Genomic DNA, 26711 nt, shown 5'->3' with positions numbered 1-26711 from the left:
GTAGTTCAGTTGGTTAGAATACCGGCCTGTCACGCCGGGGGTCGCGGGTTCGAGTCCCGTCCACTCCGCCACTTATTAGAAAACCCGATGCGAAAGCGTCGGGTTTTTTATTATCTAAAATTTGGTTGCTTCCTTTTTAAAGGAAGTCGAGTCCCGGTTGATGGCAACCCCCGCCACTCCGCCACTTATACTAAGCCCTAGACTGGGCGTCCCCGTCGAAAGACTAGGGCTTTTTTACGTCTTTAGCTTTTTGAAGCTCAATCCAATAGATGCAAAAAAGGCGGTATTTCTACCGCCTTTGTTTAATGTTTATCGTCTATTCAAACAAATCTTCGTGCAATGCTTTTACTGCATCCTTCGCTTCGCCTTCGTCTAGAAGGAAGCAAAGGTTGTGAGGGCTAGCGCCGTAGCAAATCATGCGGATATTGAAGCTGTCTAGAGTATCGAATACTTCCGCTGCCGAGCCTTTGGTTTCGCTCATGTTGTTGCCGATTAGTGCAACAAGGCTGAGCCCTTGTTTTACTTCAACAGTACAAAGCTGCTCCAGCTCTTGCTGTGCTTCAAGTGGGAGCTCTGGCGCGCCGCCACCGGTATCTGTTTGGTCAAGAGTCAACGAGACGCTGACTTCAGACGTCGTCACGAGATCTACAGAAATCTTGTGCTTGGCAAGCACAGTAAACACGTTTGCCAAGAAGCCATAGGCTTGGAACATGCGAGGGTTTCGCAGTGTTACCATGGTTTGGTTATTGCGTAGAGCTAGCGCGCGGAATAGAGGCGCGCTCTCTACCGTTTGTCGTACCCAAGTGCCGCCTTCTTGTGGCGCTTTTGATGAACCAACAAAGACTGGGATTTGATGACGCAGTGCAGGTAGTAGTGTTGAAGGGTGCAGGATCTTGGCACCGAAATTCGCCATCTCAGAGGCTTCACTGAAGCTGATCTCTGGGATTGGACGAGCGTTTGGTGCAATGCGTGGGTCAGTAGTGTAGATGCCTGGTACATCTGTCCAGATTTCCAGACCTGCAGCTTCTACGGCTTCAGCAATCAGTGCTGCGCTGTAATCACTACCGCCACGACCTAGTGTGGTAGTCTCGCCATCTTCATCTGAACCGATGAAGCCCTGCGTAACTACAACGTGTTGCTTGCAAAGCGGAACCAGCTTCTCGCTAGCTGCTGCTTTGGTCGCTTCGATATTGGGTTCTGCTTTACCGTAATCACTGTCAGTCTTAAGCGCTTCACGAATATCAAAACGTACGGCATCTATGCCACGCTCTTGCATTAAGCGAGTAAGAATGTGCGTTGACATACGCTCGCCACATGCCACTAGGTGATCGGTCAGCTTTGGAGTCGCGGCAATGCATGCCGCTTCAGAAAGCGTCGCTACCTTTTCAATTAAAGCGTCAACACGCGCTTCAATAGAGCTGACGTCATTGAGCTTTGACATAATGTCAGTATGGATATCGCGAAGTTTGCTTATTAGCTCGGCACGATGAGTTTCGTCTTTAACGCCGTTAGCGAGCTCAACCAAGATGTTGGTCACGCCTGAGCAAGCGCTACTCACCACCAATTTGGTTTGCGGGTTATTTTCGATGATTTCGGCACAACGGCTCATGGCTTCGAAGTTGGCGACGCTTGTTCCGCCAAATTTAGCTACATTGAATGCGCTCACAGTGTTTCTCCAGGACTTCCAGTTTAAAGTTTAAGGTTGGTAACCCAACATCCGATGTTTGAAGAGAGAAATAGAGCAGAGGAATCTGAATATTAGAATAGACCTCAGAAGCTCTTCACCAAATATTGGTGACAGTTAAAGGGATTCAGCCCGTTTAACCGACAAACTAAATCCGACAATTTTAGTTCATCTCGGCACTGCTCCCCATGAGTGAATTGTATTGAAGTTGCGGCTTCACAAATCACTTGCCTGGGCAATGCTCCTCTTCCGCTGTAGTATCGAGAACGTCAATGAAAACGATTGGCTACAGATAGTGTGTTTATTCAACGTTTTTGCGTGTCAAAAGTCAATGGATGTTTATGCATTTCACATGAAAAACTTGAGTGGTTGGATGTTGCAAAAATGTTGTTTTTTCGCCATTGTAGATCGCATTAACGTCCAACGTGATGTTTTTCCCTACAACTACAATAACCTAATAGGATAACTGTCCATGACCATTTCAAGCTTTGTGCCCCCTCACCGAACCCTAATGGGACCTGGCCCATCTGATATCTATCCGCAAGTATTGCAAGCATTGAGCCGTCCAACGATTGGCCACCTTGACCCGCTATTTATCGGTATGATGGATGAGCTGAAAGTGCTGCTAAAATATGCATTCCAAACTGAGAACGAGTTTACAATCGCGGTTTCTGCTCCCGGTAGTGCAGGCATGGAGACTTGCTTTGTAAACTTAGTCGAGCCAGGTGATAAGGTTATCGTGTGCCGCAATGGTGTGTTTGGTGAGCGCATGCGTGAAAATGTGGTTCGCTGCGGCGGCGAGCCGATTGTTGTGGATGATGAGTGGGGAGCACCTGTTTCGGTGTCTAAAGTCGAACAGGCGATTGCTGAACATCCCGATGCGAAGATCCTTTCGTTTGTGCATGCTGAAACCTCTACAGGCGCAGTGAGTGATGCGAAGGTGCTAGGTGCGCTTGCTAAGCAGCACAACATGCTATCTATCGTGGATGCAGTGACCTCGCTCGGTGGTGTGCCGCTTTTAGTCGATGAGTGGCAGTTGGATGCAGTGTACTCTGGTAGCCAGAAGTGCCTCTCTTGTGTTCCTGGTTTGTCACCAGTAACCCTGTCCCCTGCAGCTATTGAAGTGATTAAGTCTCGACGAGCACCTGTTCAGAGTTGGTTCTTGGATCAGAGCTTGGTGTTAGGTTACTGGAGTGGGGAAGGTAAGCGCAGTTATCATCACACGGCGCCAGTAAACAGCCTTTACGCGCTTCATGAGTCATTGGTACTTTTGAAAAATGAAGGTCTAGAGAATGCATGGCAGCGCCATAAAGATATGCATATGCTGCTGCGTGAAGGGTTGGAAAACCTAGGTCTGAGCTTTGTGGTTGAAGAGAAAAGTCGTCTACCACAACTTAATGCTGTTTATCTTCCAGAAGGCGTGGATGATGCCGCAGTAAGATCGCAGCTTTTAGAAGAATACAACCTTGAGATCGGTGCGGGTCTTGGTGCGCTCGCAGGAAAAGCATGGCGTATCGGTTTGATGGGTTATGGAGCCAGAAGAGAGAACGTTGCGCTTTGTTTGAAGGCGCTTGAGACTGTGTTGAAGTAGTCTTTGTAACTCTAGATAACTGACGTCAAACCCTGTCCACTGACGTTGAAAACAAAAAAAGCCGAGAGTATTACCACTCTCGGCTTATGTTTTTAGGTTTACTAATTATAGCGCAGCAATAGTTTGCTTTTGCTCTTCAAGTTTAACTAGCGTTTCTTTGTAGCCTTCTAGCTTCTCACGCTCTTTAGCAACAACCGCTTCAGGCGCTTTTGCTACGAAGCCTTCGTTGCCTAGCTTACCTTCGATACGCTTGATCTCGCCTTGAGTTTTAGCGATCTCTTTCGCTAGACGATCTAGCTCAGCATCTTTGTCGATCAGACCTGCCATTGGGATCATCAGCTCTGATTTACCAACCAGTGCGGTTGCACATGCTGGTGTCTCTTCGCCTTCTGCCAGTACCTTGATGCCTTCTAGTTTAGCAAGCGAAGCGAGTACTGCTTTGTTTGCTTCTAGGCGCGCTGCGTCTTTCTCATCAGCAACTTTTAGCATCACGTCCAGACCTTTGCTTGGTGCAATGTCGTATTCTGCACGAAGGTTACGGATGCTAGTGATGAATGCTTTCACCCACTCGATGTCATCAAGCGCTTCTTGGTTGAAGTTAGCTTCTTCAAACTGAGGCAGAGCTTGAAGCATGATTGTGTCGCCTTCAACACCGTCTACTAGCGGCTTCACGCTTTGCCAGATAGTTTCAGTGATGTATGGCAGTACTGGATGAGCTAGACGAAGCGTCTTCTCAAGTACTGTGATCAGCGTGCGACGCGTACCACGTTGCTGAGCTTCGTTGCCTTTCCAAAGAACCGGCTTCGTGAGCTCTAGGTACCAGTCACAGAATTGGTTCCAGATGAACTCATAGATAGTGTTCGCTGCCATGTCTAGACGGTAGTTGTCTAGGTGAGCATTAAACTCTTTTGCTGCTAGTTCAAATTGAGACTCGATCCACTTGTCTGCTAGTGAATACTCGATGTCACCTTCGCCGAAGCCACAATCTTGGTCTTCAGTGTTCATCAGTACGTAACGGCTTGCATTCCACAGCTTGTTACAGAAGTTACGGTAACCTTCAAGGCGCTTCATATCCCAGTTGATATCGCGACCTGTAGACGCCATTGCTGCAAGAGTGAAGCGAAGTGCGTCGGTACCGTAAGGTTCAATGCCATCTTCGAATGTCTTACGTGTGTTCTTTTCAATCTTCTTCGCTAGTTGAGGCTGCATCATGTTACCAGTGCGCTTCTCAACCAAAGACTCTAGGTCAATACCATCAATCATATCGATTGGATCAAGTACGTTACCTTTCGACTTAGACATCTTGTCGCCGTTCTCGTCACGGATTAGACCAGTAACGTAAACCGTCTTAAATGGTACTTGTGGCTTACCATTTTCATCTTTACAGAAGTGCATGGTCATCATGATCATGCGTGCAACCCAGAAGAAGATGATGTCGAAACCGGTGACCAGTACATCTGACGGGTGGAAAGTTTTCAGATCATCTGTATTTTCTGGCCAGCCTTGTGTGCCGAATGTCCAAAGTGCTGAAGAGAACCAGGTATCCAGTACATCGTCGTCTTGGCGCAGTACGACAACAGGAGCTAGACCGTTCTTCTCACGAACTTCTTCTTCAGTGCGACCTACGTAAACATTACCGTCATTGTCGTACCATGCAGGGATACGGTGACCCCACCATAGCTGACGAGAGATACACCAGTCTTGAATGTCGCGCATCCAAGAGAAGTACATGTTTTCGTATTGCTTAGGTACGAACTGGATTTCGCCGTCTTCAACCGCTTTGGTCGCTGTTTCAGCAAGAGGTGCAGTGCGAACGTACCATTGGTCAGTTAGCATTGGCTCGATAACCACGCCGCCACGGTCACCATAAGGGACGGTTAGGTCGTGATCTTTGATCTCTTCAAGAAGACCCAGTTCTTCTAACTCTGCTACGATTGCTTTACGAGCAGCAAAGCGCTCCATGCCGTGGTATTTCGCTGGAAGCTCTGTTGCGTATGCATCGCATGCTTCACCGTTGGTGTTAAATACTTCAGCGGCGTCACGAATATTCGCATCGAAGGTTAGGATGTTGATCATCGGTAGTTGATGACGTTTACCTACTTCGTAGTCATTGAAGTCGTGTGCTGGCGTGATCTTCACACAACCCGTGCCTTTTTCCATATCGGCATGCTCATCACCCACGATAGGGATGCGGCGATCAACGATAGGAAGCAGGATTTCTTTGCCGATAAGATCTTTGTAGCGTGGATCTTCTGGGTTTACGGCAACACCAGTATCACCAAGCATGGTTTCTGGACGAGTTGTTGCAACAACGATGTAGTCTTTGCCTTCAGCGGTTTTAACGCCATCCGCTAGTGGGTAGCGGAAGTGCCACATGTGGCCTTTTTTGTCTTTGTTTTCTACTTCTAGATCTGAGATTGCAGTGTGCAGTTTTGGATCCCAGTTAACCAGACGCTTACCGCGGTAGATGAGGTCGTCTTCGTATAGGCGAACAAATACTTCTTGAACGGCGTTCGACAGGCCGTCATCCATAGTAAAGCGCTCACGATCCCAGTCTACAGAAGCACCTAGGCGACGAAGCTGTTTGGTGATAGTGCCACCAGACTCGCCTTTCCATTCCCAGATTTTGTCGATGAACGCATCACGACCGTAATCGTGCTTAGTTTTGCCTTCTTCAGCAGCAATCTTGCGCTCAACAACCATTTGCGTTGCGATACCCGCGTGGTCGGTACCTACCTGCCAAAGCGTGTTTTTGCCTTTCATGCGCTCAGCACGGATCAGAGTATCCATGATGGTATCTTGGAAAGCGTGACCCATGTGTAAGCTACCAGTGACGTTCGGTGGCGGGATCATGATGCTGTATGATTCTTTAGATGTGTCACCGTGTGGCTTAAAGTAGCCTTTCTCTTCCCAAGTCTGGTACAGAGCTTGTTCGATAGATTGTGGGTTATATGTCTTTTCCATAGCTTTCTGGATACTTACTTTAATCTGTGAAAGAAATTTGCCAAACCTTATAAATAAACGCAGATAGAATCACGCTTACTTATAAGGATTGACCTTGATTAGGATTCTGAATGTTGAATCTCAATGGTTTGTAGCTGATAGCCCGCTTGACGGTAAATTTTATACCTTTCTCGCGCAACTTGCTTAGCTTTTTCTTCGCAAGGGACGAAGTCTACCACTTGACCAAAGGAGTTCGCAAAGGTTGCGTGACTATTGGCCATATTTATTACCAATTGACGGTTCCAACTGGGTTTAAGGCCCTCAAAACCAATTTCAACAGGCGTGCCATTCTTGGGACCTTCGCCCACCAAATTATGAGCGATGAACTGCTCAGGTGAGACTTGCCAGAAGAGTTCTGCTACCGCTTCTGCGTGCTGTCTATCGGTGCAATTGATGTAGAGCTTGGCACCTTGTCCTACGAAATGACGACTGAGAAAGTGCACATAAGCAAACCAGCCTTGCTGTGTCGCTTGTTCGGAGTCTTCTCCAATAATGTAGAACGTTGCAGTATTCATATCGTGACTTCTGTATACAAAAGATTTGCTGGTGCCCAAAACTAAAAAAGGGCCTTGCGGCCCTTTTTTTGATTACTCTTCAGTCTCTTGGCCACTGCGGTTAAGCAAGAATTGGACAAGCATTGAGACTGGACGGCCGGTAGAGCCTTTCGCTTTACCCGACTTCCATGCTGTACCCGCGATATCTAGGTGAGCCCAGTGGTACTTCTTCGCAAATCGCGATAGGAAGCAGCCAGCTGTAATAGTGCCGCCAGGACGGCCGCCGATGTTTGCCATGTCTGCAAACGGGCTTGCTAGCTGTTCTTGGTACTCGTCAGCCATAGGTAGACGCCAAGCGCGGTCACCCGCTTGCTCAGAAGCATTAACTAGCTCGTGAGAAAGTGGGTTGTGGTTAGAGATAACGCCGCTGATGTGGTGACCTAGAGCGATCACACAAGCGCCTGTTAGCGTAGCCACGTCAACCACACACTCTGGCTCATAGCGCTCTACATACGTCAGTGCGTCACACAGTACCAGGCGGCCTTCAGCGTCAGTGTTTAGCACTTCAACCGTTTGACCTGACATGGTAGTTAGGATGTCGCCTGGACGGTAAGCGTTGCTACCTGGCATGTTTTCACAGCCCGCAAGGATACCAATAACATTGATAGGCAGGTTTAGCTTCGCAAGTGCTTTCATGGTACCCATTACAGATGCCGCACCACACATGTCGTACTTCATCTCATCCATGCCCTCACCAGGCTTAAGTGAGATACCGCCTGAATCGAAAGTCAAACCTTTACCAACCAAAACAATCGGCTTTGCTTCGGACTCTGGGTTGCCCTTGTACTCCATGATAGACATCATAGATTCATTTTTAGAGCCACGACCTACCGCTAGGTAAGAGGTCATGCCCAGTTTTTCCATCTCTTGCTCACCGATGATCTTAGTCGTTACGGTTTCGTAATCATCGGCAAGACGACGAGCTTGAGAAGCAAGGTAAGCTGGATTCGCAATGTTTGGTGGCATGTTGCCAAGATCTTTGGATGTTTTCACGCCTGATGCAATCGCTAGACCGTGGGCAATCGCTTTTTCGCCTAGGTTTAGTTCACGGCGAGTTGGTACGTTAAATACCAGTTTGCGAAGTGGACGGCGAGTTTCTGGCTTGCTGCTCTTAAATTGATCGAAGGTATAAAGACCATCTTTGGTCGCTTCCACAGCCTGACGCACTTTCCAATACGTGTCGCGGCCTTTAACGTGAAGCTCAGTTAGGAAGCAAACGGCTTCCATTGAACCTGTTTCGTTCAGCGTGCTGATGGTTTTTTGGATAATTTCTTTGTATTGACGCTCGCCAAGCTCGCGTTCTTTACCACAACCAACAAGAAGCACACGCTCCGACAGTACTCCAGGTACTTGGTGCAAAAGAAGCATTTGGCCTGGCTTACCTTCAAGGTCGCCACGGCGAAGCAGTGAGCTGATATAGCCATCACTGATTTTGTCCAGTTGCTCTGCAACTGGAGAGAGACGACGTGGCTCAAAAACGCCAACTACGATGCAAGCACTGCGCTGCTTCTCTGGGCTGCCACTTTTTACACTAAACTCCATGCGTACTCCTACATCCTAAAGACAAATAGAACTAAATGTTAGATAATCGATTATTAGTGTTTGAATTTTATGTGCCAGTTCGGCCTATAATCTAAAGATAAGAATCGATCAAAAAAGTAAAAAATAAAAGGTTTATCCGAAAACTATAGCGATTCAATCAAAAAAACAAGTTTTGTATAGGTGTTTTCACTGTGATTATTGTTAGATATTTGATCAGAGAAACAGTTAAGAGCCAATTAGCTATCTTTTTAGTGCTCTTTCTCGTGTTTTTCAGTCGTCAATTTATCCAAGTGCTTGCTGATGCGTCGGATGGAGATATTCCCGCCGGGTTGATTATGACGTTGGCGGGGATCAGCATGCCAACCATGGGGCTGTTAATGTTCCCACTGAGTATCTATATCGGTATTTTGGTGACATTTGGCCGTCTTTACGCCGAGAGTGAAATCACGGTCATGAACGCGACCGGCATTGGTAATAAATTTTTGATCCGTGCGGCGATGTATCTGGCGGTGATCACTACGTCTTTAGCGGCATTTAATGCATTTTGGCTAGCACCTTGGACTCAAGAGCAAGAAGTGCAGATCCGTGAAAAACTGGCTTCGGAAAACTCAGTTGAGCTCATTCAAACGGGTAGCTTCCAGCGCACGCCAGATGGTTCTTCTGTGGTGTTTATCGACGATATTCGTGATCGTAAACTCGATAACGTATTTGTCGCGCAGCTTAGTCCGAGAGATTCAGTGTTGCCGAGCGTGATTGCTGCTCAATCCGGCGAAGTGAAAGAGTTGAGCGATGGCAGGCAGGTTATCGCTTTGTATGACGGTACGCGTTATGAAGGCGTGCCTACACGCCTAGAGTATATGATAACGGAGTTTTCTGAGTATGAAGGGGTGATTGGCCAGCGTGAAGTGCAGCCAAGAGGTCGTTCATGGATGGCGATTCCAACGCTGGATTTGCTCTCTGATCCCGCGCCTAAAGCGCAAGCAGAGCTTCATTGGAGACTATCCCTGGTGGTGTGTATTCCATTGCTGACCATGCTGGTGGTACCGCTGTCAGCGGTGAACCCAAGGCAAAGTAAGTTTGCCAAGATGGGGCCGGCGATATTCGTTTATTTCGCTTACTTTATGGCGATCAGTGCGATGAAATCGGCACTAGAAGATGGCGCATTCCCAACCTACATTGGTCTGTGGCCGGTGAATTTTGCCTTGTTGGTCGCAGCGATTAGTGTCAATACTTGGGATACCGTACCTGTGAGACGAGTCCGAGAAAAGTGGCGTCGCAAAAGACGCGGTAAGCCGCAAGAGGTAGCGTAAACGTGTTTCGAATTTTAGATGTCTATGTTGGCCGAACCATTATTACCACTATCTTGTTGGTACTGTCGGTGTTTGTTGGTTTGTCGGCGGTGATCAAGTTTGTCGAGCAACTGCGCTCTGTTGGTGAAGGTAGCTATGACATGCTGGCGGCCATGTACTTTGTACTGCTAGGTATGCCACGTGATGTGGAGCTGTTCTTCTCCATGGCTGCGCTGCTTGGCTCGCTTATTGGTCTTGGTATGTTGGCCAGCAGCTCTGAGCTTGTGGTCATGCAAGCAGCGGGCATTTCCAAAATGCGCATCGGCTTTTCGGTGCTAAAGACCGCAGTACCTTTAATGCTCGCGGTGATGGCGCTTGGAGAGTGGGGGGCTCCTACCACCCAGCAAATGGCTCGTGATCTAAGGATGCAGTCTATTACTGGGGGCAGTATTGTCTCAGTGCGAAATGGGGTTTGGGCGCGCGATGCCAATGACTTTATATTTATCTCTAAGGTTGATGGCGAATCTATTTATGGCTTGAATCTGTGGCGCTTCGATACTGATAAGCACTTGGTGACAACAATATACGCCGATCGCGCAGACTATCTGGGTAATAACAGCTGGCAGATGCACGACATTCAGGTGACGGACATGTCTGACAGCGTCGCACTGAGTAAAGAGACCATCGATAGCCAAGAGTGGCAAACATCGCTAGTGCCTGACAAGTTAGCGATTGTGACGGTTGATCTAAATGAGCTGCCGTTGAGTGGACTTTGGGATTATACCCAATACCTAAAAGACTCTGAGCAAGATGCGTCACGCTATGAACTGGCCTTTTGGCGTAAGGCAACGCAGCCTATATCGGTGGCTGTAATGATGTTGATGGCGCTCTCTTTCGTCTTCGGTCCACTGCGCAGTGTGACTATGGGTGCGCGGATCTTATCGGGTGTAATAGCGGGTTTTACCTTCTATATTTCTAGTGAGTTCTTTGGTCCGGTGAGTTTGGTGTATGGCATGTCACCGCTGTTTGGTGCCCTGGGGCCGAGCCTAGTGTTCCTCACCATTGCATTGCTGTTGTTAAGAAGAAAGTTATAGATAAAAAAAGAAGGCTCCGATGGAGCCTTCTTTTTTATGCAATCATGATAGTGGCGAGACCTAAGAATACCGAGAGGCCAACGACATCGGTGATGGTCGTCAGTGCCATACCGCCGGCTAGTGCTGGGTCGATGTTCATCTTCTTGAGTAGAATAGGGATGGTTACCCCTGCGACACCAGCAACAAGTAAGTTTGTCATCATCGCAGCTGAAATAATGCCGCCAAGCATCCAATCACCTTTCCATGCAACGACGATACCACCTATGATCAACGCCCAAAGGATCCCGTTAAGAAAACCTATCGCTGCTTCTTTTAAGAGTAACTCTCTACGGTTACTTTCGCCAATGTGACCCAATGCTAAGCCGCGGATCACCAGTGCCACTGTTTGGTTACCAGCGACACCACCCATAGATGGCACTATGGTCATCAATACTGCGATGGCGGCCATTTGCTCAAGAGTAGCCTCAAACATGTTGGACACCGAAGCCGCGGCAAGCGCAGCCAGTACATTAGCGCCAAGCCAAACACTGCGTCGTCTAGCGGATTTTACCACTGGAGCGAATGTGTCTTCGTCATCGTCCATCCCCGCCATGCTCATCATGGAGTGTTCAGCGTCTTCACGAATGATGTCGACTACGTCATCGATGGTAATGCGACCGACAAGGTGGTGGTCACTATCCACTACCGGTGCGGATACCCAGTCACGGCGTTCAAATAATGAGGCGACATCGGAATCGCTGGTTTCAACATGGATAGCTTCATCGGCGTCATCCATTACGTCACTGACTTTGATATCAGGCTGAGTGGTTAACAAAGTGGTCAGAGAAAGGTGACCAATCAGCATATCTTCTTCATCAATAACATAGAGCGCATCGGTAGCCTCTGGTAGCTCGCCTTTCATGCGCAGATAACGTAGAACTACATCGACATCAACATCACCACGAATGGTGATAACGTCGGTATTCATGATACCGCCGGCGGTATCCTCAGGATAAGAAAGGGCGGTCTCAACGCGCAAGCGATCTGCCGTGTCCATTTGCGATAGGACTTCACGGGAAACATCGTCAGGAAGGCTACGAAGGACATAAGCCACATCATCGGTGTCCATGCCTTCAGTCGCTTCAGCAAGCTTCTCTGGCGCCATTTTCGAGACTAAGGCATCTTTAACATCCTCGTTAAGTTCATCGAGGATTTCGCCGTAATCTTCAGGGTCAGTCAGCTGCCACAATACCTCACGGCTTTTGCGTGGTGAGGCCTCTAAAAGATGGGCAATATCTTCAGGCTCCATGTCCTGAAGTTGTCTACGAACGAATACGAAGCGGCCGTTTTCCAGCGCTTCTGTGACTTCTTGGAGGGTTTGGTGAGCTTGATCGAATTCTATTTGCTCTGCCATGGATGCCCCCTACACTCAACTGCTTGTTAATGTACTGAATAGTAGCCTAATTCTGCTTGTTAATTAATAACAAGTTATCAATGGCGAGAAAGTTTTTTGTCTGAAGTAGGCTAGGGAAGGAGGTTACTCGTCTTCGTCGAACCGGTGTTCGACCAAATCACAGACGGCATTGAGTGCTGCTTCAGCCTGAGAACCTGTTGCTTTGATGGTGATGTTCTCACCTTGCGCTGATTCAAGCATCAATAATCCCATCACGCTATCAGCTGTGGCTTCTTTCTGTTCGTGGTTACAGATGGTCACTGTTGCATCAAAGCTCTGCGCTAACTCAACCAGTTTGACCGCTGCGCGGGCGTGTAGACCAAGACGATTGAGAATAAGCACAGTGCGTGAGTGAGACATTGATGTTCCTATTGGTGTTTTTCGAGTGAAGCGTGACGGATTTTAACCTTATGGCCGAGCTGCTCAAAGTACTCTCCAATTTGCTGTGTAATGTACACTGAGCGGTGTTTGCCACCGGTACAGCCGATTGCCACGGTCAAATAACTGCGATTGTTCTTTTCGAGTAACGGAAGCCAGCGCTCGACAAAGCCTTGGATCTGCTGTCTGAGTTCAATCACATCTGGGTAGGATTCTAGAAATGATTTGATAGGCGCATCTAAGCCGGTCATTGGACGAAGTTCTGGTTGCCAGTGCGGGTTAGGCAAAAAGCGCACATCAAACACGTAGTCCGCGTCATTTGGCATACCGTATTTAAACCCGAAGGATTGAAATACCATCACTAGATCTTTCTTCTCTTGTCCTTCAATCTGAAAGCGAATGGTTTCACTCAGGTCATGAATAGACTGTTCGCTAGAGTCGATGACGAAATCGGCTTGTTCTTTGATCGGTGCGAGCAGTGTGTGCTCTAAATCGATCGCTTGCTCAAGAGAAAGTTTGTCTTCACGCTGCGACAGTGGGTGAATACGTCGCGTTTCACTATAGCGAGTAAGCAGCACAGACTTGCTGGCATCAAGAAACAGCAACTTGACGTCATGCTTTAGCGAAAGCTGATCCAAAGTCAGTGATAGCTGAGCAAGATTTTTAGGTAGGTTTCTAATGTCGATACTCACTGCGACACTTTGCTGTGTGTCTTGGCTTGAATCAACAAATGGGCCGAGAAGGTCGACGGGAAGATTGTCGACGCAGTAGTAGCCAGAGTCTTCTAAGACTCGCAAGGCGACGCTTTTGCCAGCCCCTGAGTGTCCACTTACCACAACCAAACGCATGTCTGCTGGTTTCCTTGATCAGTGACTAACAATAATGTCGTAAAGCTCTTGATCGCTTTGAGCATTACGAAGTTGTTTTAGAACCGCCTTGTCGTTAAGACGCTCTGCCATGCAAGAGAGTGTTTTTAGATGCTCTTTACATTGTGCATCTGGCACAAGCAGAGCAAACATAAGATCGACAGGGCGATTATCGATAGCATCAAAGTCGACGGCATCTTGACATTGAAGCAATACCGCTACGGCTCTGTCGCTATCTTGCATACGAGCGTGCGGGATGGCGATGCCATTGCCGATACCTGTGCTGCCGACTTTTTCTCGGCTCAGCATGCACTCGAACAGTTCTGTTGAGTTCTTTCCAGTATGCTGCGCGGCGATTTCGCTAATGATCTCAAGCGCGCGCTTTTTGCTCGTACAAGGGACTGCACTTTTGGTGCAGTCCAGTGTCAATACTTCACTTATTTGCATGTTAGTGATTACTTAACTTTTCTTTGTGCTTATTCAGTTGTCTGGTCAGTTTGTCTACTAACGAGTCAATTGCAGCGTACATACTCTCATCATTGGAGGCTGCGTGAATTTCAGCTTGATTTACGTGGAGCGTAGCTTCGGCGATCTGGTCTAATTTTTCAACTTTTAAAACTACATGAATGTTGTTTATATGCTCAAAAAAGCGCTCGAGCTTCTGAAATTTACTGTGAACGTAGTCTTGCATTGACTCAGTGAGATCAACATGGTGGCCTGTAATTTGAATTTGCATAGACTTTCCTTCTTAGTTAATGACCTTAGAGTAGGCGTTTACGCTGACTGGATGGGGCGATGCCCAACGATTCACGGTATTTCGCTATGGTTCGCCTAGCGACCTGAATTCCTTGGTCAGCGAGTTGAGCTGCGATTTTACTATCGCTCAATGGCTTGGCTGGGTTTTCCACAGCAACAAGCTTCTTGATTAGGGCACGTATAGCGGTTGACGAGCATTCTCCACCATTGTCGGTCGACACATGGCTTGAGAAGAAATATTTGAGCTCGAAGATGCCGCGTGGTGTATGCATATACTTTTGTGTTGTCACACGCGAGATGGTGGATTCATGCATGTCGACCGCGAGTGCAACGTCGTTTAGCACCATTGGCTTCATCGCTTCTTCGCCATATTCGAAGAAATCATGCTGATGTTCCACAATACACTTAGCCACTTTTAATAGGGTTTCATTCCGGCTTTCGAGGCTTTTGATTAGCCATTTCGCTTCTTGAAGGTTAGAGCGAATGTATTGGCTGTCTGCACTGTTGCCGGTACCTAGCTGAGCATACTGCTGATTGACCTTTAGCTTAGGCACACTATCTGGATTGATCTGCACTACCCATTTACCACGGTCTTTGAATACCGATACATCAGGCACTACATATTCGGTTTCATCTGGGGTGATCTTACTGCCAGGGCGTGGGTCAAGTTGCTGAATCAGCTTCATGACTTCACGCAGTTCCGCTTCTTTAAGTTTGGTCTCTTTAATCACCAACTTGTAGTCACGGTTACCTAACTGGTCAATATGGTGAGTAAGGACTAACTTGGCCTCGGCAAGCCATGGCGTATCTTCAGGGAAGGTCGCAAGTTGTAGCAGTAAGCAGTCCTGAAGGTTGAGAGATGCAATGCCTAGAGGGTCAAATTGCTGAATGCGTTTGCGTACAGCCTCGACTTCATCGAGCTCAACGTCTTCAATATCGACACTTTCTAAAATTTCTTCGCAAGAGAGTGTCAGGTAGCCGTAGTCGTCTACAGCATCAATGATGGCTAGAGCAATGGCGCGATCGGTTTCCGTAAAGGGGGTTAAATCGAGTTGCCACACCAAGTAGTCTTGTAGTGACTGAGTGGTTTCACCTTGATAAATGGGCATGTCATCGTCGACGGCAATGCCGGTATTACCAGTGTTAGCGCTGTAGACATCGTCCCACGTGGTATCCATTTCTAGCTCGTTGGAGATCTCTGATTTTTCAATTTGATCAGAGCTGTCCTTAAGCTCAGGCTCACTGATTATTTCTGCAGTTGGGCTCTCATCTTTGTTCTCAGCAGTGGGCTTGTCGTCATTGCTTACCTCTTCGGCAGATTCTTCAACGTCGAGAAGTGGGTTTGAGTCCAGCGCTTCTTGGATCTCTTGTTGCAAATCAAGCGTCGACAATTGCAGTAAGCGAATTGCTTGCTGCAGCTGTGGCGTCATTGCTAACTGTTGACCTAGCTTGAGTTGTAATGAGGGTTTCATGCAGTGTTATGAGCCTATTATTAATATTGTATCCATGCCTATTAAATCATAGTCTGAATTGTTCACCGAGATAAACCTGCTTTACGTGTTCATTATTGAGAACATCTTCAGGACTTCCCTCCGCGATCAAGTGACCTTGACTCACGATGTAGGCTTTTTCGCAGACATCTAGCGTTTCGCGCACGTTGTGGTCGGTGATGAGTACACCTAACCCTCTGTCGCGTAAGTGTTCGATGATTTTCTTTATATCAATTACAGAAATTGGGTCAACCCCAGCGAAGGGTTCATCAAGCAGGATAAACTGCGGGTTTGCAGCCAGTGCTCTAGCGATTTCTACGCGTCTACGCTCACCGCCAGAGAGCGCCATACCTGCGCTTTTGCGAATATGCTGGATATTAAACTCGTCGAGCAAATCTTCGAGTCTGTCCTGTCTTTCTTCTTGAGTCAGTTCGTTGCGCGTTTCCAGTACCGCCATGATGTTGTGTTCAACACTGAGCTTACGGAAGATCGAAGCTTCTTGAGGCAGATAACCGATGCCCATTTTGGCGCGGCTGTGCATAGGTAGAATACTGATGTCATTGCCATCGATGGTGATGCTACCTTCATCACGCGCTACCAGACCAACGATCATGTAGAACGAGGTTGTTTTACCTGCGCCATTTGGGCCGAGTAGTCCGACAATCTGACCAGATTCGACCGATAGGCTTACGTCAGAGACTACTTTGCGGTTTTTGTAGCTTTTCGCCAAATGCGAAGCTTTCAGTAACGCCATATTGGACTCTACTTCTCTTGAACTTGTTGTGGCTGCAACACGGTAGAAACGCGTTCGTTGGCGTTACCGTCAGCAACCAGCTTTTGAGATGAAATTCGGTATTTGATCGTGGTACCACGGATCACACTGTCATCTTGCGACAACATGGCTTGCTTTTTCATCGTTAGCTGATCATCTTTTAGTGAGTAGTGAAGCTCTTTGGCTTCGCCATACAAGGTTTTACCATCGTCAGTTAACTGCGAAAAGGTTGCCAGATCACCAAATCCTTGGATCACTTCTATGGTTCCCGTCTGCGGTTCGCGTGTCACGACGATTTTGTCAGCATTAATGTTGATACTGCCTTGCTTTAGCTTCACATCGCCCGCAAATGTCACTTTGTTGCTCTTCATATCGAGCTGCTGGGTGTCTGAGTCAATGTATACCGGTTGTTCAGTATCGGTCGACAATGCCAGTGCGGCGGTTGGCAATAGCAGACACAGGCTGAGACTAAGGTGCGAGAGTTTCATATTTACTATTCACTTTGTTGTAAAGTTCCGCGAGATGATTAGCAAAGTTTCCTTTCATTGCATCACCTTGCGTTTCAAATTGTGGACCAAGCATGATCACTTTGTTGTCGGCCCAAAAATCGCGATTTTCGAGCTTGATACTCATGGTTTGCGTCGATAGCGTGTCAAACCCTGACTCAGGGAGCAAGTTTCGGGCAACCACATTATCATGAAGCGTTAACACTTCTTCCTTATCCAATACTGCTGTTTCTGCAGAGATCTCCCACTCTTGGATTTCACCGTTGGCAAAAATACGCACAATGGGTTGTTGGAATACGGTTTCTCCTCGTTTCGAGAAGTGCTCTAGATGCGCAGAGGTGATGCTATAACTGCGGATTCCCGTATCGCTATAGGAGATATTGTGTAAGTTGGTACCGCTAAACGCCGGCAGTTCAATGTCCGGCTCAATTTGGATGACATTTTTATCATCCTTACTGTACAGGTAGTAAGCACTACCTGCGATAACAATGGCAAGTAAACTGTAAAGAATACGAGATAAACTCATATACTTAGACCCTTGTGAAGCTCAAGTTCTCCCTTTGATTCTAGGATCAGATCACAGATTTCCCTAACCGCGCCATGTCCACCACGAATCGTTGTTACGTGGTCTGCTTTTTTTGCTAATAGTGGATGACCATCAGCCACACAAATACCGAGGCCAACTTGCGCCATAACAGGCCAGTCGATCAAGTCATCGCCGATGTAAGCGGTATGCTGTGGGACAATGCCTAGCTTGTCGCAAATGTCTTGGTAAGCGACTACTTTGTCATCTTGACCTTGGTAAATCAATGTGATGCCAAGGGCTTTCATACGGTTCTCTACAATCTTTGAGCTACGTCCAGTAATGATGGCCACTTGTACTCCGGCACTCATTAATGCTTTGACACCATAGCCATCACGAGTATGGAACGTCTTTAGCTCCTCACCATCGTTGCCCATGTATATAAGGCCGTCAGAAAACACGCCGTCAACGTCGCAGATTAATAGCTCAATGGCCGCGGCTTTTTCTACCGTCCCTTTACGGATTGGGCCATAAAGTGTTTCAACGCACTCAGACATTACACTACTCCTGCTTTGAGCAAATCATGCATGTTTAATGCACCGACTACTTTGTTTTGTTCCAGTAGAACTAGACCACTAATTTTCTTCGATTGCATCAAGTTTAGTCCTTCTGCCGCCAACATGTTTGGCGTTGCCGTGGTTGGCGTCGTGATCATGACTTCGCCAATGGTCGTCTCGTGAATATCCACGCGTCGATCGAGAATACGGCGTAGATCTCCATCGGTGAAAATACCAAGCAGGGTTTGCTTATCGTCGACAATGGTCGTCATACCAAGCCCTTTATTGGAGATCTCGAGTAGAGCCTCACGAATTAAAGTGTTCGGGCTGACCATCGGAAGTGCATCACCAGTGTGCATGATATCGCTTAGTTTCAGAAGTAGCTTGCGACCTAGTGCGCCACCTGGATGAGAGAGGGCAAAATCTTCCTCGCTAAAACCGCGAGCTTCAAGCAGCGCCATGGCCAGAGCATCACCCATCACCAGTGTCGCTGTCGAGCTCGACGTAGGAGCAAGCTCTAATGGACAAGCTTCTTTAGGTACCGTTATTTGCAAATGGTAATCGGAAAGCTTACCCATTGTCGATTCTGGCTTACCGGTCATGCTGACGGTAGTAATCCCCAAGCGTTTGAAAACAGGGAACAGACTGATGATTTCATGCGCTTCGCCTGAGTTTGAAATCGCAATCACTAGATCGCGAGCTTCTACCATGCCTAGATCGCCATGAGCCGCTTCACCTGGGTGCACAAAAAACGCCGACGTACCTGTGCTTGCAAGAGTTGCAGCGATTTTCTTACCAATATGCCCAGATTTGCCAATTCCCATCACGATAACTTTACCTTGATGATTCAAAATTGCTTGGCATACCGCTTCAAAATGTCCGTCAAAGTAGCGCTCAATATGCATTAACGCTTGAACTTCGGTATTTAGAACACGTTTGGCACTGCCAATGAAATCAAATTCAGACATACAATTGCTCCTAAGCCGCCATGTTGGCAAATAGATACACTTGATAACCTAAGAAGAGCACAAACAAAATGCCCCCTTCGATGCGATTAATACTTTTCGACTTGCCAAGAGCCATAACGACAAGGAGCAAAGATAGCCCTAGCATTACCCAGAAATCTCGACCCATCGCATGTTCGCTCAAAAGCGATGGATTAAGGACGCCTGGGATACCCATAACGGCAAGGATGTTGAATACGTTGGAGCCGATGATATTGCCTACGGCCATATCATCTTCCCCTTTGAGCACGCCGGCAAGAGAGGCGGCAAGTTCAGGTAAACTGGTACCGATTGCGATGATAGTTAGACCTATCACCAGATCGCTCATCCCAAAGTACTGAGCGATAACAACCGCGCTGTCGACCAAACGATCCGCCGCTAGGGGAAGCACAATCAAACCAATGACTACCCACATCGCGGCTTTGGCATTACTGACGCCTTCCGGTACTTCAGATTCTTGATCGTCTAGTAAGGCATCGGTGTTGCCGCTTTCTTTTTCAGCCTTGCTAATACGTAGCATGGCTAGGATGAAGGCAGCAAATAAAGCGAACAGGATGACACCTTCAACGAAACCAAGGTGACTATCCCAAAGAATAAGACCTGCAATCAGTGTGACCGCGATCATCAGCGGGAGTTCACGTCTCAGAACGGCTGATGAGATAGAAAGTGGCTTGATCATCGCGGTAATGCCGAGGATGAGTGCGATGTTAGCAATGTTGGAACCGAGTACGTTACCTACAGCGGTGTCTGTTTTTCCTTCTAGCGCTGCGGTGGCAGATACCATCATTTCTGGGGCGGAAGAGCCCATCGCAAGAATGGTCATGCCAATCACCAGTGGTGAGATACCTACGTTGCGTGCCAACGCAGCAGCACCAAATACCAGTTTATCCGCACTCCATACGAGAAAAACCAGTCCAATAATCAGAAACACCACGGCTTCGAGCATGTTTAATTCCACTTTTTTTTTCTGAGACAATTGGCGGCTAATTTTGACGCTTTGTCATCCAAAATGGAAGCCAATCAATAAATAAAATACCGATTACACTGTTAATTACGTACCTTTACTATCAGCAAGCTGATAGTTTGTTGAACGAAGCTAGGAAGCTCAAAACAGGGAATGGCTTATTCATCTGGAGTATTATGTTGAATTGTTTATACAACTGAGTGAATGTTAGGGTTTTAATTACGGCCAGGTATCATTATCATGAAAGGTTATGAAGCTTGGAATTCGAGATAAGGAAGTCTATGTCAAACAATGACTTGGTTTCTATTAGCGGATTATCTTTTTCACGTGGTTCACGAGTTATCTTTGATGACATCGAATTGCATGTGCCAAAAGGTAAAGTGACCGCCATAATGGGACCTTCGGGAATTGGTAAAACGACACTACTACGCTTGATTGGTGGGCAGTTGATGCCTGACCAAGGAGAGGTGTGGTTTGATGGCGACAATATTCCAACGTTGTCTCGTAAACGTCTTTATCAAGTTCGCAAAAAAATGAGCATGCTGTTCCAATCGGGCGCACTGTTTACTGATTTGACAGTGTTTGACAACGTGGCATTTCCACTGCGTGAGCACACCGAATTAGATGAATCTATGATCCGCACGCTTGTGCTGCTGAAACTCGAAGCGGTTGGACTAAGAGGCGCGGCAGAGTTGATGCCGAGCGAACTCTCAGGCGGTATGGCACGACGCGCTGCATTAGCAAGAGCCATTGCCCTTGATCCCGAGTTGATTCTCTATGATGAGCCGTTTGTCGGCCAAGATCCCATTACCATGGGGGTGCTAGTAGAGCTTATCCGTAAGCTCAATAACGCACTAAATGTCACTTCTGTCGTCGTGTCCCATGATGTGCCTGAGGTGATGTCGATTGCTGATTGGGTCTACTTGCTGGCAAATGGCAAAATTGTTGCCAAAGGGACGCCAGATGAACTGCGCAATAACCCAGATCCTCAAATACAACAATTCCTCAAAGGCGAAGCCGATGGTCCGGTGCCATTTCGCTTTCCTGCCTCTCCGTTAGAACAGGAGCTATTTTAATATGGCATCGCTTTCGTTGTGGGTTCAAAAAGTCGGTCAGCGCGCGCTTTCTGTGGGTTATGCATGGGGTCGGGCGACGTTTATGTTGCTGGGTGTGGTGTTATCTCGTCCGCAGCCGAAAAAGCATTTCCCATTGCTAATTAAACAGCTTTATAACGTCGGAGTGCAGTCTCTGGCGATCATTTTAGTCTCTGGACTATTCATTGGCATGGTTCTTAGCCTGCAAGGTTATGTGGTGCTGGTGGATTACGGCGCGGAAGGTAGCCTGGGGCAAATGGTGGCGCTATCGCTACTTCGAGAGCTTGGTCCTGTGGTCACAGCGCTGCTTTTTGCCGGGCGCGCAGGCTCTGCGCTTACTGCTGAAATCGGCTTGATGAAAGCCACTGAGCAGCTATCTAGTTTAGAAATGATGGCTGTTGATCCGATAAAACGTGTTGTGGCGCCGCGCTTTTGGGCGGGGGTCATCTCCATGCCTCTATTGGCGATGATTTTTATGTCGATAGGTATTTGGGGGGCACAGTTAGTGGGTGTGGACTGGAAAGGTATCGATCATGGTAGTTTCTGGTCAGCAATGCAATCTTCGGTGGAGTTAGGCCGCGATATTGGTAACAGTACGATCAAATGTGTGGTGTTTGCGATTACCGTAACTTGGATTGCTTTATTTAACGGTTATGATGCCATCCCAACGTCCGAGGGTATTAGCCAAGCCACGACACGTACTGTTGTGCATTCTTCGCTCGCGGTACTCGGATTAGATTTTGTTCTTACTGCCTTGATGTTTGGCAACTAAGCTTAAAACAATAATTAAAGGAACTCTTAATGCAACAGACAAGAAAGTTGGAATTGTGGGTAGGCAGTTTTGTGTTATTAGGCCTTAGCGCAATCTTGTTTATGATTCTTCAGGTTGCTGACGTCAAGAGTCTAGGCTCTGGTGATACTTATACTCTAGAAGCCCGATTCGACAATATTGGCAGTCTAAAGGTGCGCTCCCCAGTCAAAGTGGGCGGCGTGGTCATTGGACGAGTGAGCGATATCCATCTCGACAAAGAGTCATTTTTACCGGTCGTGAGTTTGGCGATCAGCAGTGACTATCAGTTTCCCGACACCTCTAGTGCACAAGTACTGACCTCGGGATTGATAGGCGAGCAGTATATTGGATTGGTACCAGGCTTTGTTTTTGATGATGAAGGCTACTTAGCGGATGGTGACCGAATCGAAGACACGAAATCGGCATTGGTGCTAGAAGATATGATTGGCCAAGTGCTATATAGCATCGGCGGTTCGGATGAGAGCAGTAAGGAGTAAGTGATGTTGAAGCGATGGTTTGAAATATGTTCAGCGCTGATGGTGACGTTATTGCTCTCAGCGAATGCAATGGCAAATACAATTGACGCCACCAAACCCTATGACATGATCATCAAGGTTTCCGATCAAGCCTTTTCTCGCCTTAGTGCAGAGCAGGACATAATTAAAGGCGACCCTGAACACTTGAAAGTCGTCGTGGAAGAAGAGCTAATGCCACATGTGAATTATCGCTACGCGGCACTCAAACTACTCGGGCCTAATTTAAAAGGGGCAAAGCGTGAAGATGTGATGGAATTCATCCATGCATTTCGAGGTTATTTGGTCACGTCTTACGCTCAAGTACTGACGCAATATACTGGCCAAGAAGTGAAATTTGGACCGGAGCCCAAAATCGACGACAAGACGTCTATTATCGGCGTAAAAGTGACCATCATGGACTCACCACGACCAAACATTAATCTTGAATTCAAACTCCGTAAGGATAAGAAAACCGGCGAATGGAAAGCGTTTGATATGATTGCCGAAGGCATCAGTCTGCTCTCCAGTAAGCAGTCGGAATGGAACACTAAGATCCGTCAAGAGGGCATCCTTTCGGTTGCTGATGAGCTTGAGCAGTTGGCGAAAGCGCCAATCCGTTTTGAGGGTCGCGGGAAGTAATGGTAGCAAAATTAGAACAGCGTACTGACACAAGCTTGGCATTGGTGGGTAACATAAGCCGCGATACTGTGCCGGGTCTTTGGCGTGATGTTCAACGCATTAACTTCACTCAGCCAGAGATGAATTTGACGTTAGAACAGGTCGAGCGCTTCGATTCTGCCGGATTGGTGATGTTAATCCACTTATTAGAGCATGCAAAAAATCGAAAGTGTCATATAATGCTCAGCTTCGTGCCCGATGAGCTGAACATACTGTTTCAGCTATACAACGTTGAATCAGTCATAGAGAAACACATTTAGGAGTATCTTGTGGATAGCACAAAAGTACAGGAACTATTACAAAGCGCGTTGAACCTAGAAGAGCTTATCGTCAAAGGCGAAGGTAGCCACTATGAAGTCATCGCGGTAGATGCTCAATTTGAAGGCATGAGCCGAGTTAAAAAACAGCAGACGATTTACGCTCCGCTGATGGAATACATTCAGCGTAATGACATCCACGCAGTATCAATTAAAGCCTATACTCCAGAAGAGTGGGCTCGTGATAAAAAGCTGATGTCTCTTTAAGGTTTATTAATGGATAAGTTTCGAGTTATTGGATCGAACACGCCGCTGAGTGGCGAAGTGTCGATCTCTGGTGCTAAGAACGCAGCACTGCCAATTTTATTTGCTTCTATTCTGGCTGAAGAGCCGGTTGAAGTCGCCAATGTCCCTCATCTTCGCGATATTGATACGACGATGAAGCTACTGAGCCGCCTAGGTGCTAAAGTGCATCGTAACGGTTCTGTTCACGTTGATGGTAGCGAAATCAATGAGCTATGTGCACCTTATGACTTGGTGAAAACCATGCGTGCATCTATTTGGGCTCTTGGCCCGCTTGTCGCTCGCTTTGGTAAAGGTCAAGTATCACTGCCTGGCGGTTGTGCGATTGGTGCCCGCCCAGTGGACCTTCATATTCACGGTCTAGAGCAGCTAGGCGCGACCATCACGCTTGAAGATGGTTATGTGAAAGCGGAAGTCGATGGTCGCCTAAAAGGCGCGCATATCGTGATGGATAAAGTCAGTGTTGGCGCAACCATCACGGTCATGTGTGCTGCAACGCTTGCTGAAGGTACTACCGTGCTTGATAACGCAGCGCGCGAGCCTGAGATTGTTGATACCGCAGACTTCCTGAATAAGCTTGGTGCCAAAGTGACTGGCGCGGGTACAGATACCATCACTATCGAAGGTGTTGAGCGTCTTTCTGGTGGTAAGCACACCGTGGTTGCAGACCGTATCGAAACGGGTACCTTCTTGGTCGCTGCAGCAGTATCTGGCGGTAAAGTGGTTTGCCGCAATACCAGTGCACACCTGCTTGAGGCAGTGCTGGCTAAGCTTGAAGAAGCAGGTGCTAACGTTGAGACTGGCGATGACTGGATCTCATTGGATATGACGGGTCGTGAGCTCAAAGCTGTATCGATTCGCACTGCGCCTCACCCTGGCTTCCCAACGGACATGCAAGCGCAGTTTACGCTATTGAATATGATGGCGAAAGGCGGTGGCGTGATCACGGAAACTATCTTCGAAAATCGCTTTATGCATGTGCCTGAGCTAATGCGTATGGGGGCAAAAGCGGAAATTGAAGGTAACACGGTTATCTGTGGTGATGTGGAATCACTGAGCGGTGCTCAAGTGATGGCAACCGACCTTCGTGCTTCAGCGAGTTTGGTTATTGCAGGTTGTATTGCACAAGGCGAGACCATCGTTGACCGCATCTATCACATCGATCGCGGCTATGAGCGCATTGAAGACAAATTGTCAGCGCTGGGTGCCAACATTACCCGTGTCGCGGGCGATGAATAACAACATTTAAGATTCAATTAGCCGAAATCCAAGGGTTTCGGCTTTTTTTTGAAGCCATTGTCGGAGAACAAAATGGTTGCTTTACTTCGCTGCATTGCAGTGGCTATTTTCGCCGTTGTGATGTTTGTATTTGGCTGTGGCTATTGCCTGCTCAGCCCAAGAAATCCAAAACATGTGTTTACCTTTGGCCGCTACTTTGGCGCTATGTCGAAGATCCTCGGCGTGAAGCTCGATCTGCGCCTTCCAGAAGACGCGTACAAACGTGGCCAGCACATCTATATTGCCAACCACCAGAATAACTGGGATTTGTTCACAGTTTCTTCAGCGGTGACGCCGAACGTGGTGACGGTAGGTAAGAAGAGCTTATTGTGGATGCCGCTTTTCGGTCAGCTGTACTACCTAACGGGTAATATTTTGATTGACCGTGCCAATCGCAGCAAAGCGAAAGGCACGATCGATCAAGTTGTGGATAGCATAAAAAAGAGCAATCTATCTGTATGGATGTTTCCTGAAGGAACGCGCTCTCGCGGTCGCGGTATGCTTCCGTTCAAGACAGGCGCTTTCCACGCAGCTATTGGCGCAGAGGTGCCAATCATTCCTATCGTATGTAGCAGCACAAGCCATTTAAAGCTGAATAAGTGGGATAATGGTCATATCATCGTTGAGATGTTGCCACCTATCTCTATTGAAGGCTACGGCAAAGAAGATGTGCGCAAACTGGCGAATGTTTGTCGCGAACAAATGATAGAGAAGCTCGCTGAGCTAGACGCCGAAGTCGCCGAGCTTAACGCGAAGAAATAACTAAAAAAGGGTTGCCAATGGCAACCCTTTTTCTCTTCAACCGAAGCGATTATTTGCGAACCGCGATCGCTTCAATTTCAATTTTCACATCTTTTGGAAGACGCGCAACTTCAACACAAGAGCGTGCTGGGTAATTCGCTACATTGTGCTCATCGAAGAACTTGCCGTACACCTCGTTCACAGTACCAAAGTCGTTAAGGTCTTTAACGAATACCGTCATTTTTACGATGTCTGAAACAGTCAGGCCAGATGCTTCAACTACAGCTTTCACGTTGTCTAGAGACTGACGTGCTTGCTCAGAAATGTCTTCTGACACTTCACCTGTTTGAGGGTTCACTGGAATTTGGCCTGAAGTCAGTACCATGTTGCCTAGATCAACACCTTGAACGTAAGGGCCAATTGCTGCTGGTGCAGACTCTGTATGAAGTACTTTTGTCATCGTTGTATCCATTATGATGGGATTAGTAAGAGCTTAAGACTGCCTCTAGGACAAATAAAAATCAAGCCTACAACAATGAGAAATATTGTAGGCTTGAATGACTATTGACTTGTGATTAATTCTAGCGCTCAGTCACGATCTCGCGAGAGTAAACTTTTTCGCAATATTTACACTTCAAACGGATGTCTTCGTGCTTTTCGAATACCTTAAAGCTGCTGTCTACTGGCTCATTGTGCGTAATGCAGTTGCTGTTCGGACATTCAAAAACACCGGTGATGGTTTCTGGTAGCTCTAACGCCAGCTTTTTGCACACTTCGTAGTTTTCAATCTGGTTCACTGTGGCATGTGGTGCGTACAGTGCTAGCTTGTTTGCTTGCTCTTCCGTGATAAACACGTTTTCAATCTTTAGCAGATCTTTGCTGCCTAGTGCTGATGACGGCAAGTTCAGGCCGATAGTCACGCGCTGCTTTGATTCATCCATCGCAAACAGTTTCAGCACTTTGATGCCAATGTTTGCTGGGATGTGGTCAATAACGGTGCCGTTTTTGATCGCTTCAACTTGCAATTGGGTTTCTTTAGCCATGACAATC

The 26711-nt window shown here is 47.4% G+C and carries 29 protein-coding genes and 1 riboswitch; of the genes, 11 read left to right on the top strand and 18 right to left on the bottom strand.

Annotated elements, in window-relative coordinates; all coding sequences use genetic code 11:
* Positions 1-316 precede the first annotated feature (316 nt).
* Positions 317-1666, bottom strand: coding sequence for a lysine-sensitive aspartokinase 3 (gene lysC / locus ACVA6Q_RS23365; RefSeq protein ID WP_418641936.1), 1350 nt, complete (start codon positions 1664-1666; stop codon positions 317-319).
* Positions 1667-1766: 100 nt separating this feature from the next.
* Positions 1767-1941, bottom strand: a riboswitch (Lysine riboswitch).
* A gap of 215 nt (positions 1942-2156) precedes the next feature.
* Here lysC and ACVA6Q_RS23360 point away from each other — a divergent pair.
* Positions 2157-3275 carry a pyridoxal-phosphate-dependent aminotransferase family protein gene (locus ACVA6Q_RS23360; RefSeq protein ID WP_446649075.1) on the top strand — a complete coding sequence of 373 codons (1119 nt, stop codon included), beginning with the start codon at positions 2157-2159 and terminating at the stop codon, positions 3273-3275.
* A gap of 105 nt (positions 3276-3380) precedes the next feature.
* On the opposite strand, the gene ACVA6Q_RS23355 is transcribed toward ACVA6Q_RS23360, so the two are convergent.
* From ACVA6Q_RS23355 to pepA, 3 genes are all read right to left on the bottom strand, one after another.
* The gene (locus tag ACVA6Q_RS23355; protein ID WP_446649074.1) at positions 3381-6239 is read right to left on the bottom strand and encodes a valine--tRNA ligase; all 2859 of its coding nucleotides are present in this window, start codon (positions 6237-6239) and stop codon (positions 3381-3383) included.
* Between the two features lie 98 nt (positions 6240-6337).
* A complete protein-coding gene (locus tag ACVA6Q_RS23350; protein WP_353497214.1) occupies positions 6338-6793 on the bottom strand; it encodes a DNA polymerase III subunit chi in 456 nt (151 codons plus the stop codon).
* 72 nt (positions 6794-6865) lie between these two features.
* Entirely contained in the window at positions 6866-8374 is a 1509-nt protein-coding gene (gene pepA / locus ACVA6Q_RS23345) for a leucyl aminopeptidase (protein ID WP_353497213.1), read from the bottom strand.
* Between the two features lie 191 nt (positions 8375-8565).
* Between pepA and lptF the strand changes: the two genes are divergently transcribed.
* Both lptF and lptG read left to right on the top strand, forming a co-directional pair.
* Positions 8566-9684, top strand: coding sequence for an LPS export ABC transporter permease LptF (gene lptF / locus ACVA6Q_RS23340; RefSeq protein WP_353497212.1), 1119 nt, complete (start codon positions 8566-8568; stop codon positions 9682-9684).
* A 2-nt stretch (positions 9685-9686) separates the two neighbouring features.
* Positions 9687-10757, top strand: coding sequence for an LPS export ABC transporter permease LptG (gene lptG / locus ACVA6Q_RS23335; RefSeq protein WP_446649073.1), 1071 nt, complete (start codon positions 9687-9689; stop codon positions 10755-10757).
* A 34-nt stretch (positions 10758-10791) separates the two neighbouring features.
* Here the strand turns inward: lptG and mgtE are convergent, their stop codons facing one another.
* The 12 genes from mgtE to ACVA6Q_RS23275 form a co-directional block, all read right to left on the bottom strand.
* A complete protein-coding gene (mgtE, locus tag ACVA6Q_RS23330; protein WP_353497210.1) occupies positions 10792-12150 on the bottom strand; it encodes a magnesium transporter in 1359 nt (452 codons plus the stop codon).
* Between the two features lie 123 nt (positions 12151-12273).
* A complete protein-coding gene (locus tag ACVA6Q_RS23325) occupies positions 12274-12549 on the bottom strand; it encodes an HPr family phosphocarrier protein (protein WP_112478598.1) in 276 nt (91 codons plus the stop codon).
* Between the two features lie 8 nt (positions 12550-12557).
* Positions 12558-13415, bottom strand: a complete 858-nt coding sequence (gene rapZ, locus ACVA6Q_RS23320; protein WP_353497209.1) for an RNase adapter RapZ — start codon at positions 13413-13415, stop codon at positions 12558-12560.
* An 18-nt stretch (positions 13416-13433) separates the two neighbouring features.
* Positions 13434-13880, bottom strand: a complete 447-nt coding sequence (gene ptsN, locus ACVA6Q_RS23315; protein WP_353497208.1) for a PTS IIA-like nitrogen regulatory protein PtsN — start codon at positions 13878-13880, stop codon at positions 13434-13436.
* 1 nt (position 13881) lies between these two features.
* Positions 13882-14169, bottom strand: coding sequence for a ribosome hibernation promoting factor (gene hpf, locus ACVA6Q_RS23310; protein WP_353497207.1), 288 nt, complete (start codon positions 14167-14169; stop codon positions 13882-13884).
* A 25-nt stretch (positions 14170-14194) separates the two neighbouring features.
* Positions 14195-15661 carry an RNA polymerase factor sigma-54 gene (locus tag ACVA6Q_RS23305; RefSeq protein WP_446649072.1) on the bottom strand — a complete coding sequence of 489 codons (1467 nt, stop codon included), beginning with the start codon at positions 15659-15661 and terminating at the stop codon, positions 14195-14197.
* Between the two features lie 46 nt (positions 15662-15707).
* The gene (gene lptB / locus ACVA6Q_RS23300) at positions 15708-16433 is read right to left on the bottom strand and encodes an LPS export ABC transporter ATP-binding protein (RefSeq protein ID WP_112478597.1); all 726 of its coding nucleotides are present in this window, start codon (positions 16431-16433) and stop codon (positions 15708-15710) included.
* Between the two features lie 8 nt (positions 16434-16441).
* Positions 16442-16939, bottom strand: coding sequence for a lipopolysaccharide transport periplasmic protein LptA (gene lptA, locus ACVA6Q_RS23295; RefSeq protein WP_112478596.1), 498 nt, complete (start codon positions 16937-16939; stop codon positions 16442-16444).
* On the bottom strand, positions 16920-17483 hold the full coding sequence (lptC, locus tag ACVA6Q_RS23290) for an LPS export ABC transporter periplasmic protein LptC (protein ID WP_353497205.1): 564 nt from the start codon (positions 17481-17483) through the stop codon (positions 16920-16922). The genes lptA and lptC overlap by 20 nt, the downstream gene beginning before the upstream one ends.
* On the bottom strand, positions 17480-18037 hold the full coding sequence (kdsC, locus tag ACVA6Q_RS23285; protein ID WP_353497204.1) for a 3-deoxy-manno-octulosonate-8-phosphatase KdsC: 558 nt from the start codon (positions 18035-18037) through the stop codon (positions 17480-17482). The genes lptC and kdsC overlap by 4 nt, the downstream gene beginning before the upstream one ends.
* Positions 18037-19005, bottom strand: a complete 969-nt coding sequence (locus tag ACVA6Q_RS23280; RefSeq protein ID WP_353497203.1) for a KpsF/GutQ family sugar-phosphate isomerase — start codon at positions 19003-19005, stop codon at positions 18037-18039. The genes kdsC and ACVA6Q_RS23280 overlap by 1 nt, the downstream gene beginning before the upstream one ends.
* 10 nt (positions 19006-19015) lie before the next feature.
* A complete protein-coding gene (locus ACVA6Q_RS23275) occupies positions 19016-19987 on the bottom strand; it encodes a calcium/sodium antiporter (RefSeq protein ID WP_353497202.1) in 972 nt (323 codons plus the stop codon).
* A gap of 299 nt (positions 19988-20286) precedes the next feature.
* On the opposite strand from ACVA6Q_RS23275, the gene mlaF reads away from it, so the two are divergent.
* The 8 genes from mlaF (at position 20287) to ACVA6Q_RS23235 (ending at position 25682) form a co-directional block, all read left to right on the top strand.
* Positions 20287-21081, top strand: coding sequence for a phospholipid ABC transporter ATP-binding protein MlaF (mlaF, locus tag ACVA6Q_RS23270; protein ID WP_446649071.1), 795 nt, complete (start codon positions 20287-20289; stop codon positions 21079-21081).
* 1 nt (position 21082) lies between these two features.
* Positions 21083-21871, top strand: a complete 789-nt coding sequence (gene mlaE, locus ACVA6Q_RS23265; RefSeq protein ID WP_353497200.1) for a lipid asymmetry maintenance ABC transporter permease subunit MlaE — start codon at positions 21083-21085, stop codon at positions 21869-21871.
* Between the two features lie 29 nt (positions 21872-21900).
* Positions 21901-22386, top strand: a complete 486-nt coding sequence (mlaD, locus tag ACVA6Q_RS23260; RefSeq protein WP_353497199.1) for an outer membrane lipid asymmetry maintenance protein MlaD — start codon at positions 21901-21903, stop codon at positions 22384-22386.
* 3 nt (positions 22387-22389) lie between these two features.
* Positions 22390-23043 (top strand): ABC transporter substrate-binding protein, encoded by a 654-nt coding sequence (locus ACVA6Q_RS23255; protein WP_446649070.1) that lies wholly within the window; start codon positions 22390-22392, stop codon positions 23041-23043.
* Positions 23043-23342, top strand: coding sequence for an STAS domain-containing protein (locus tag ACVA6Q_RS23250; protein ID WP_446649069.1), 300 nt, complete (start codon positions 23043-23045; stop codon positions 23340-23342). The genes ACVA6Q_RS23255 and ACVA6Q_RS23250 overlap by 1 nt, the downstream gene beginning before the upstream one ends.
* Before the next feature lie 9 nt (positions 23343-23351).
* Entirely contained in the window at positions 23352-23606 is a 255-nt protein-coding gene (gene ibaG / locus ACVA6Q_RS23245) for a BolA family iron metabolism protein IbaG (RefSeq protein ID WP_353497197.1), read from the top strand.
* Between the two features lie 9 nt (positions 23607-23615).
* Positions 23616-24881, top strand: coding sequence for a UDP-N-acetylglucosamine 1-carboxyvinyltransferase (gene murA, locus ACVA6Q_RS23240; RefSeq protein ID WP_353497196.1), 1266 nt, complete (start codon positions 23616-23618; stop codon positions 24879-24881).
* 72 nt (positions 24882-24953) lie between these two features.
* Positions 24954-25682, top strand: a complete 729-nt coding sequence (locus tag ACVA6Q_RS23235; protein ID WP_353497195.1) for a 1-acylglycerol-3-phosphate O-acyltransferase — start codon at positions 24954-24956, stop codon at positions 25680-25682.
* Positions 25683-25731: 49 nt separating this feature from the next.
* Here ACVA6Q_RS23235 and ACVA6Q_RS23230 read toward each other — a convergent pair whose 3' ends face one another.
* Together ACVA6Q_RS23230 and pyrI are read right to left on the bottom strand one after the other, a co-directional pair.
* Positions 25732-26121 (bottom strand): RidA family protein, encoded by a 390-nt coding sequence (locus ACVA6Q_RS23230; protein WP_353497194.1) that lies wholly within the window; start codon positions 26119-26121, stop codon positions 25732-25734.
* A 121-nt stretch (positions 26122-26242) separates the two neighbouring features.
* Positions 26243-26704 (bottom strand): aspartate carbamoyltransferase regulatory subunit, encoded by a 462-nt coding sequence (pyrI, locus tag ACVA6Q_RS23225; RefSeq protein ID WP_112463130.1) that lies wholly within the window; start codon positions 26702-26704, stop codon positions 26243-26245.
* Positions 26705-26711: the final 7 nt, after the last annotated feature.

The organism is Vibrio sp. DNB22_10_4, from assembly GCF_052879755.1.
This window is presented reverse-complemented; position numbering and strand designations above follow the sequence as displayed.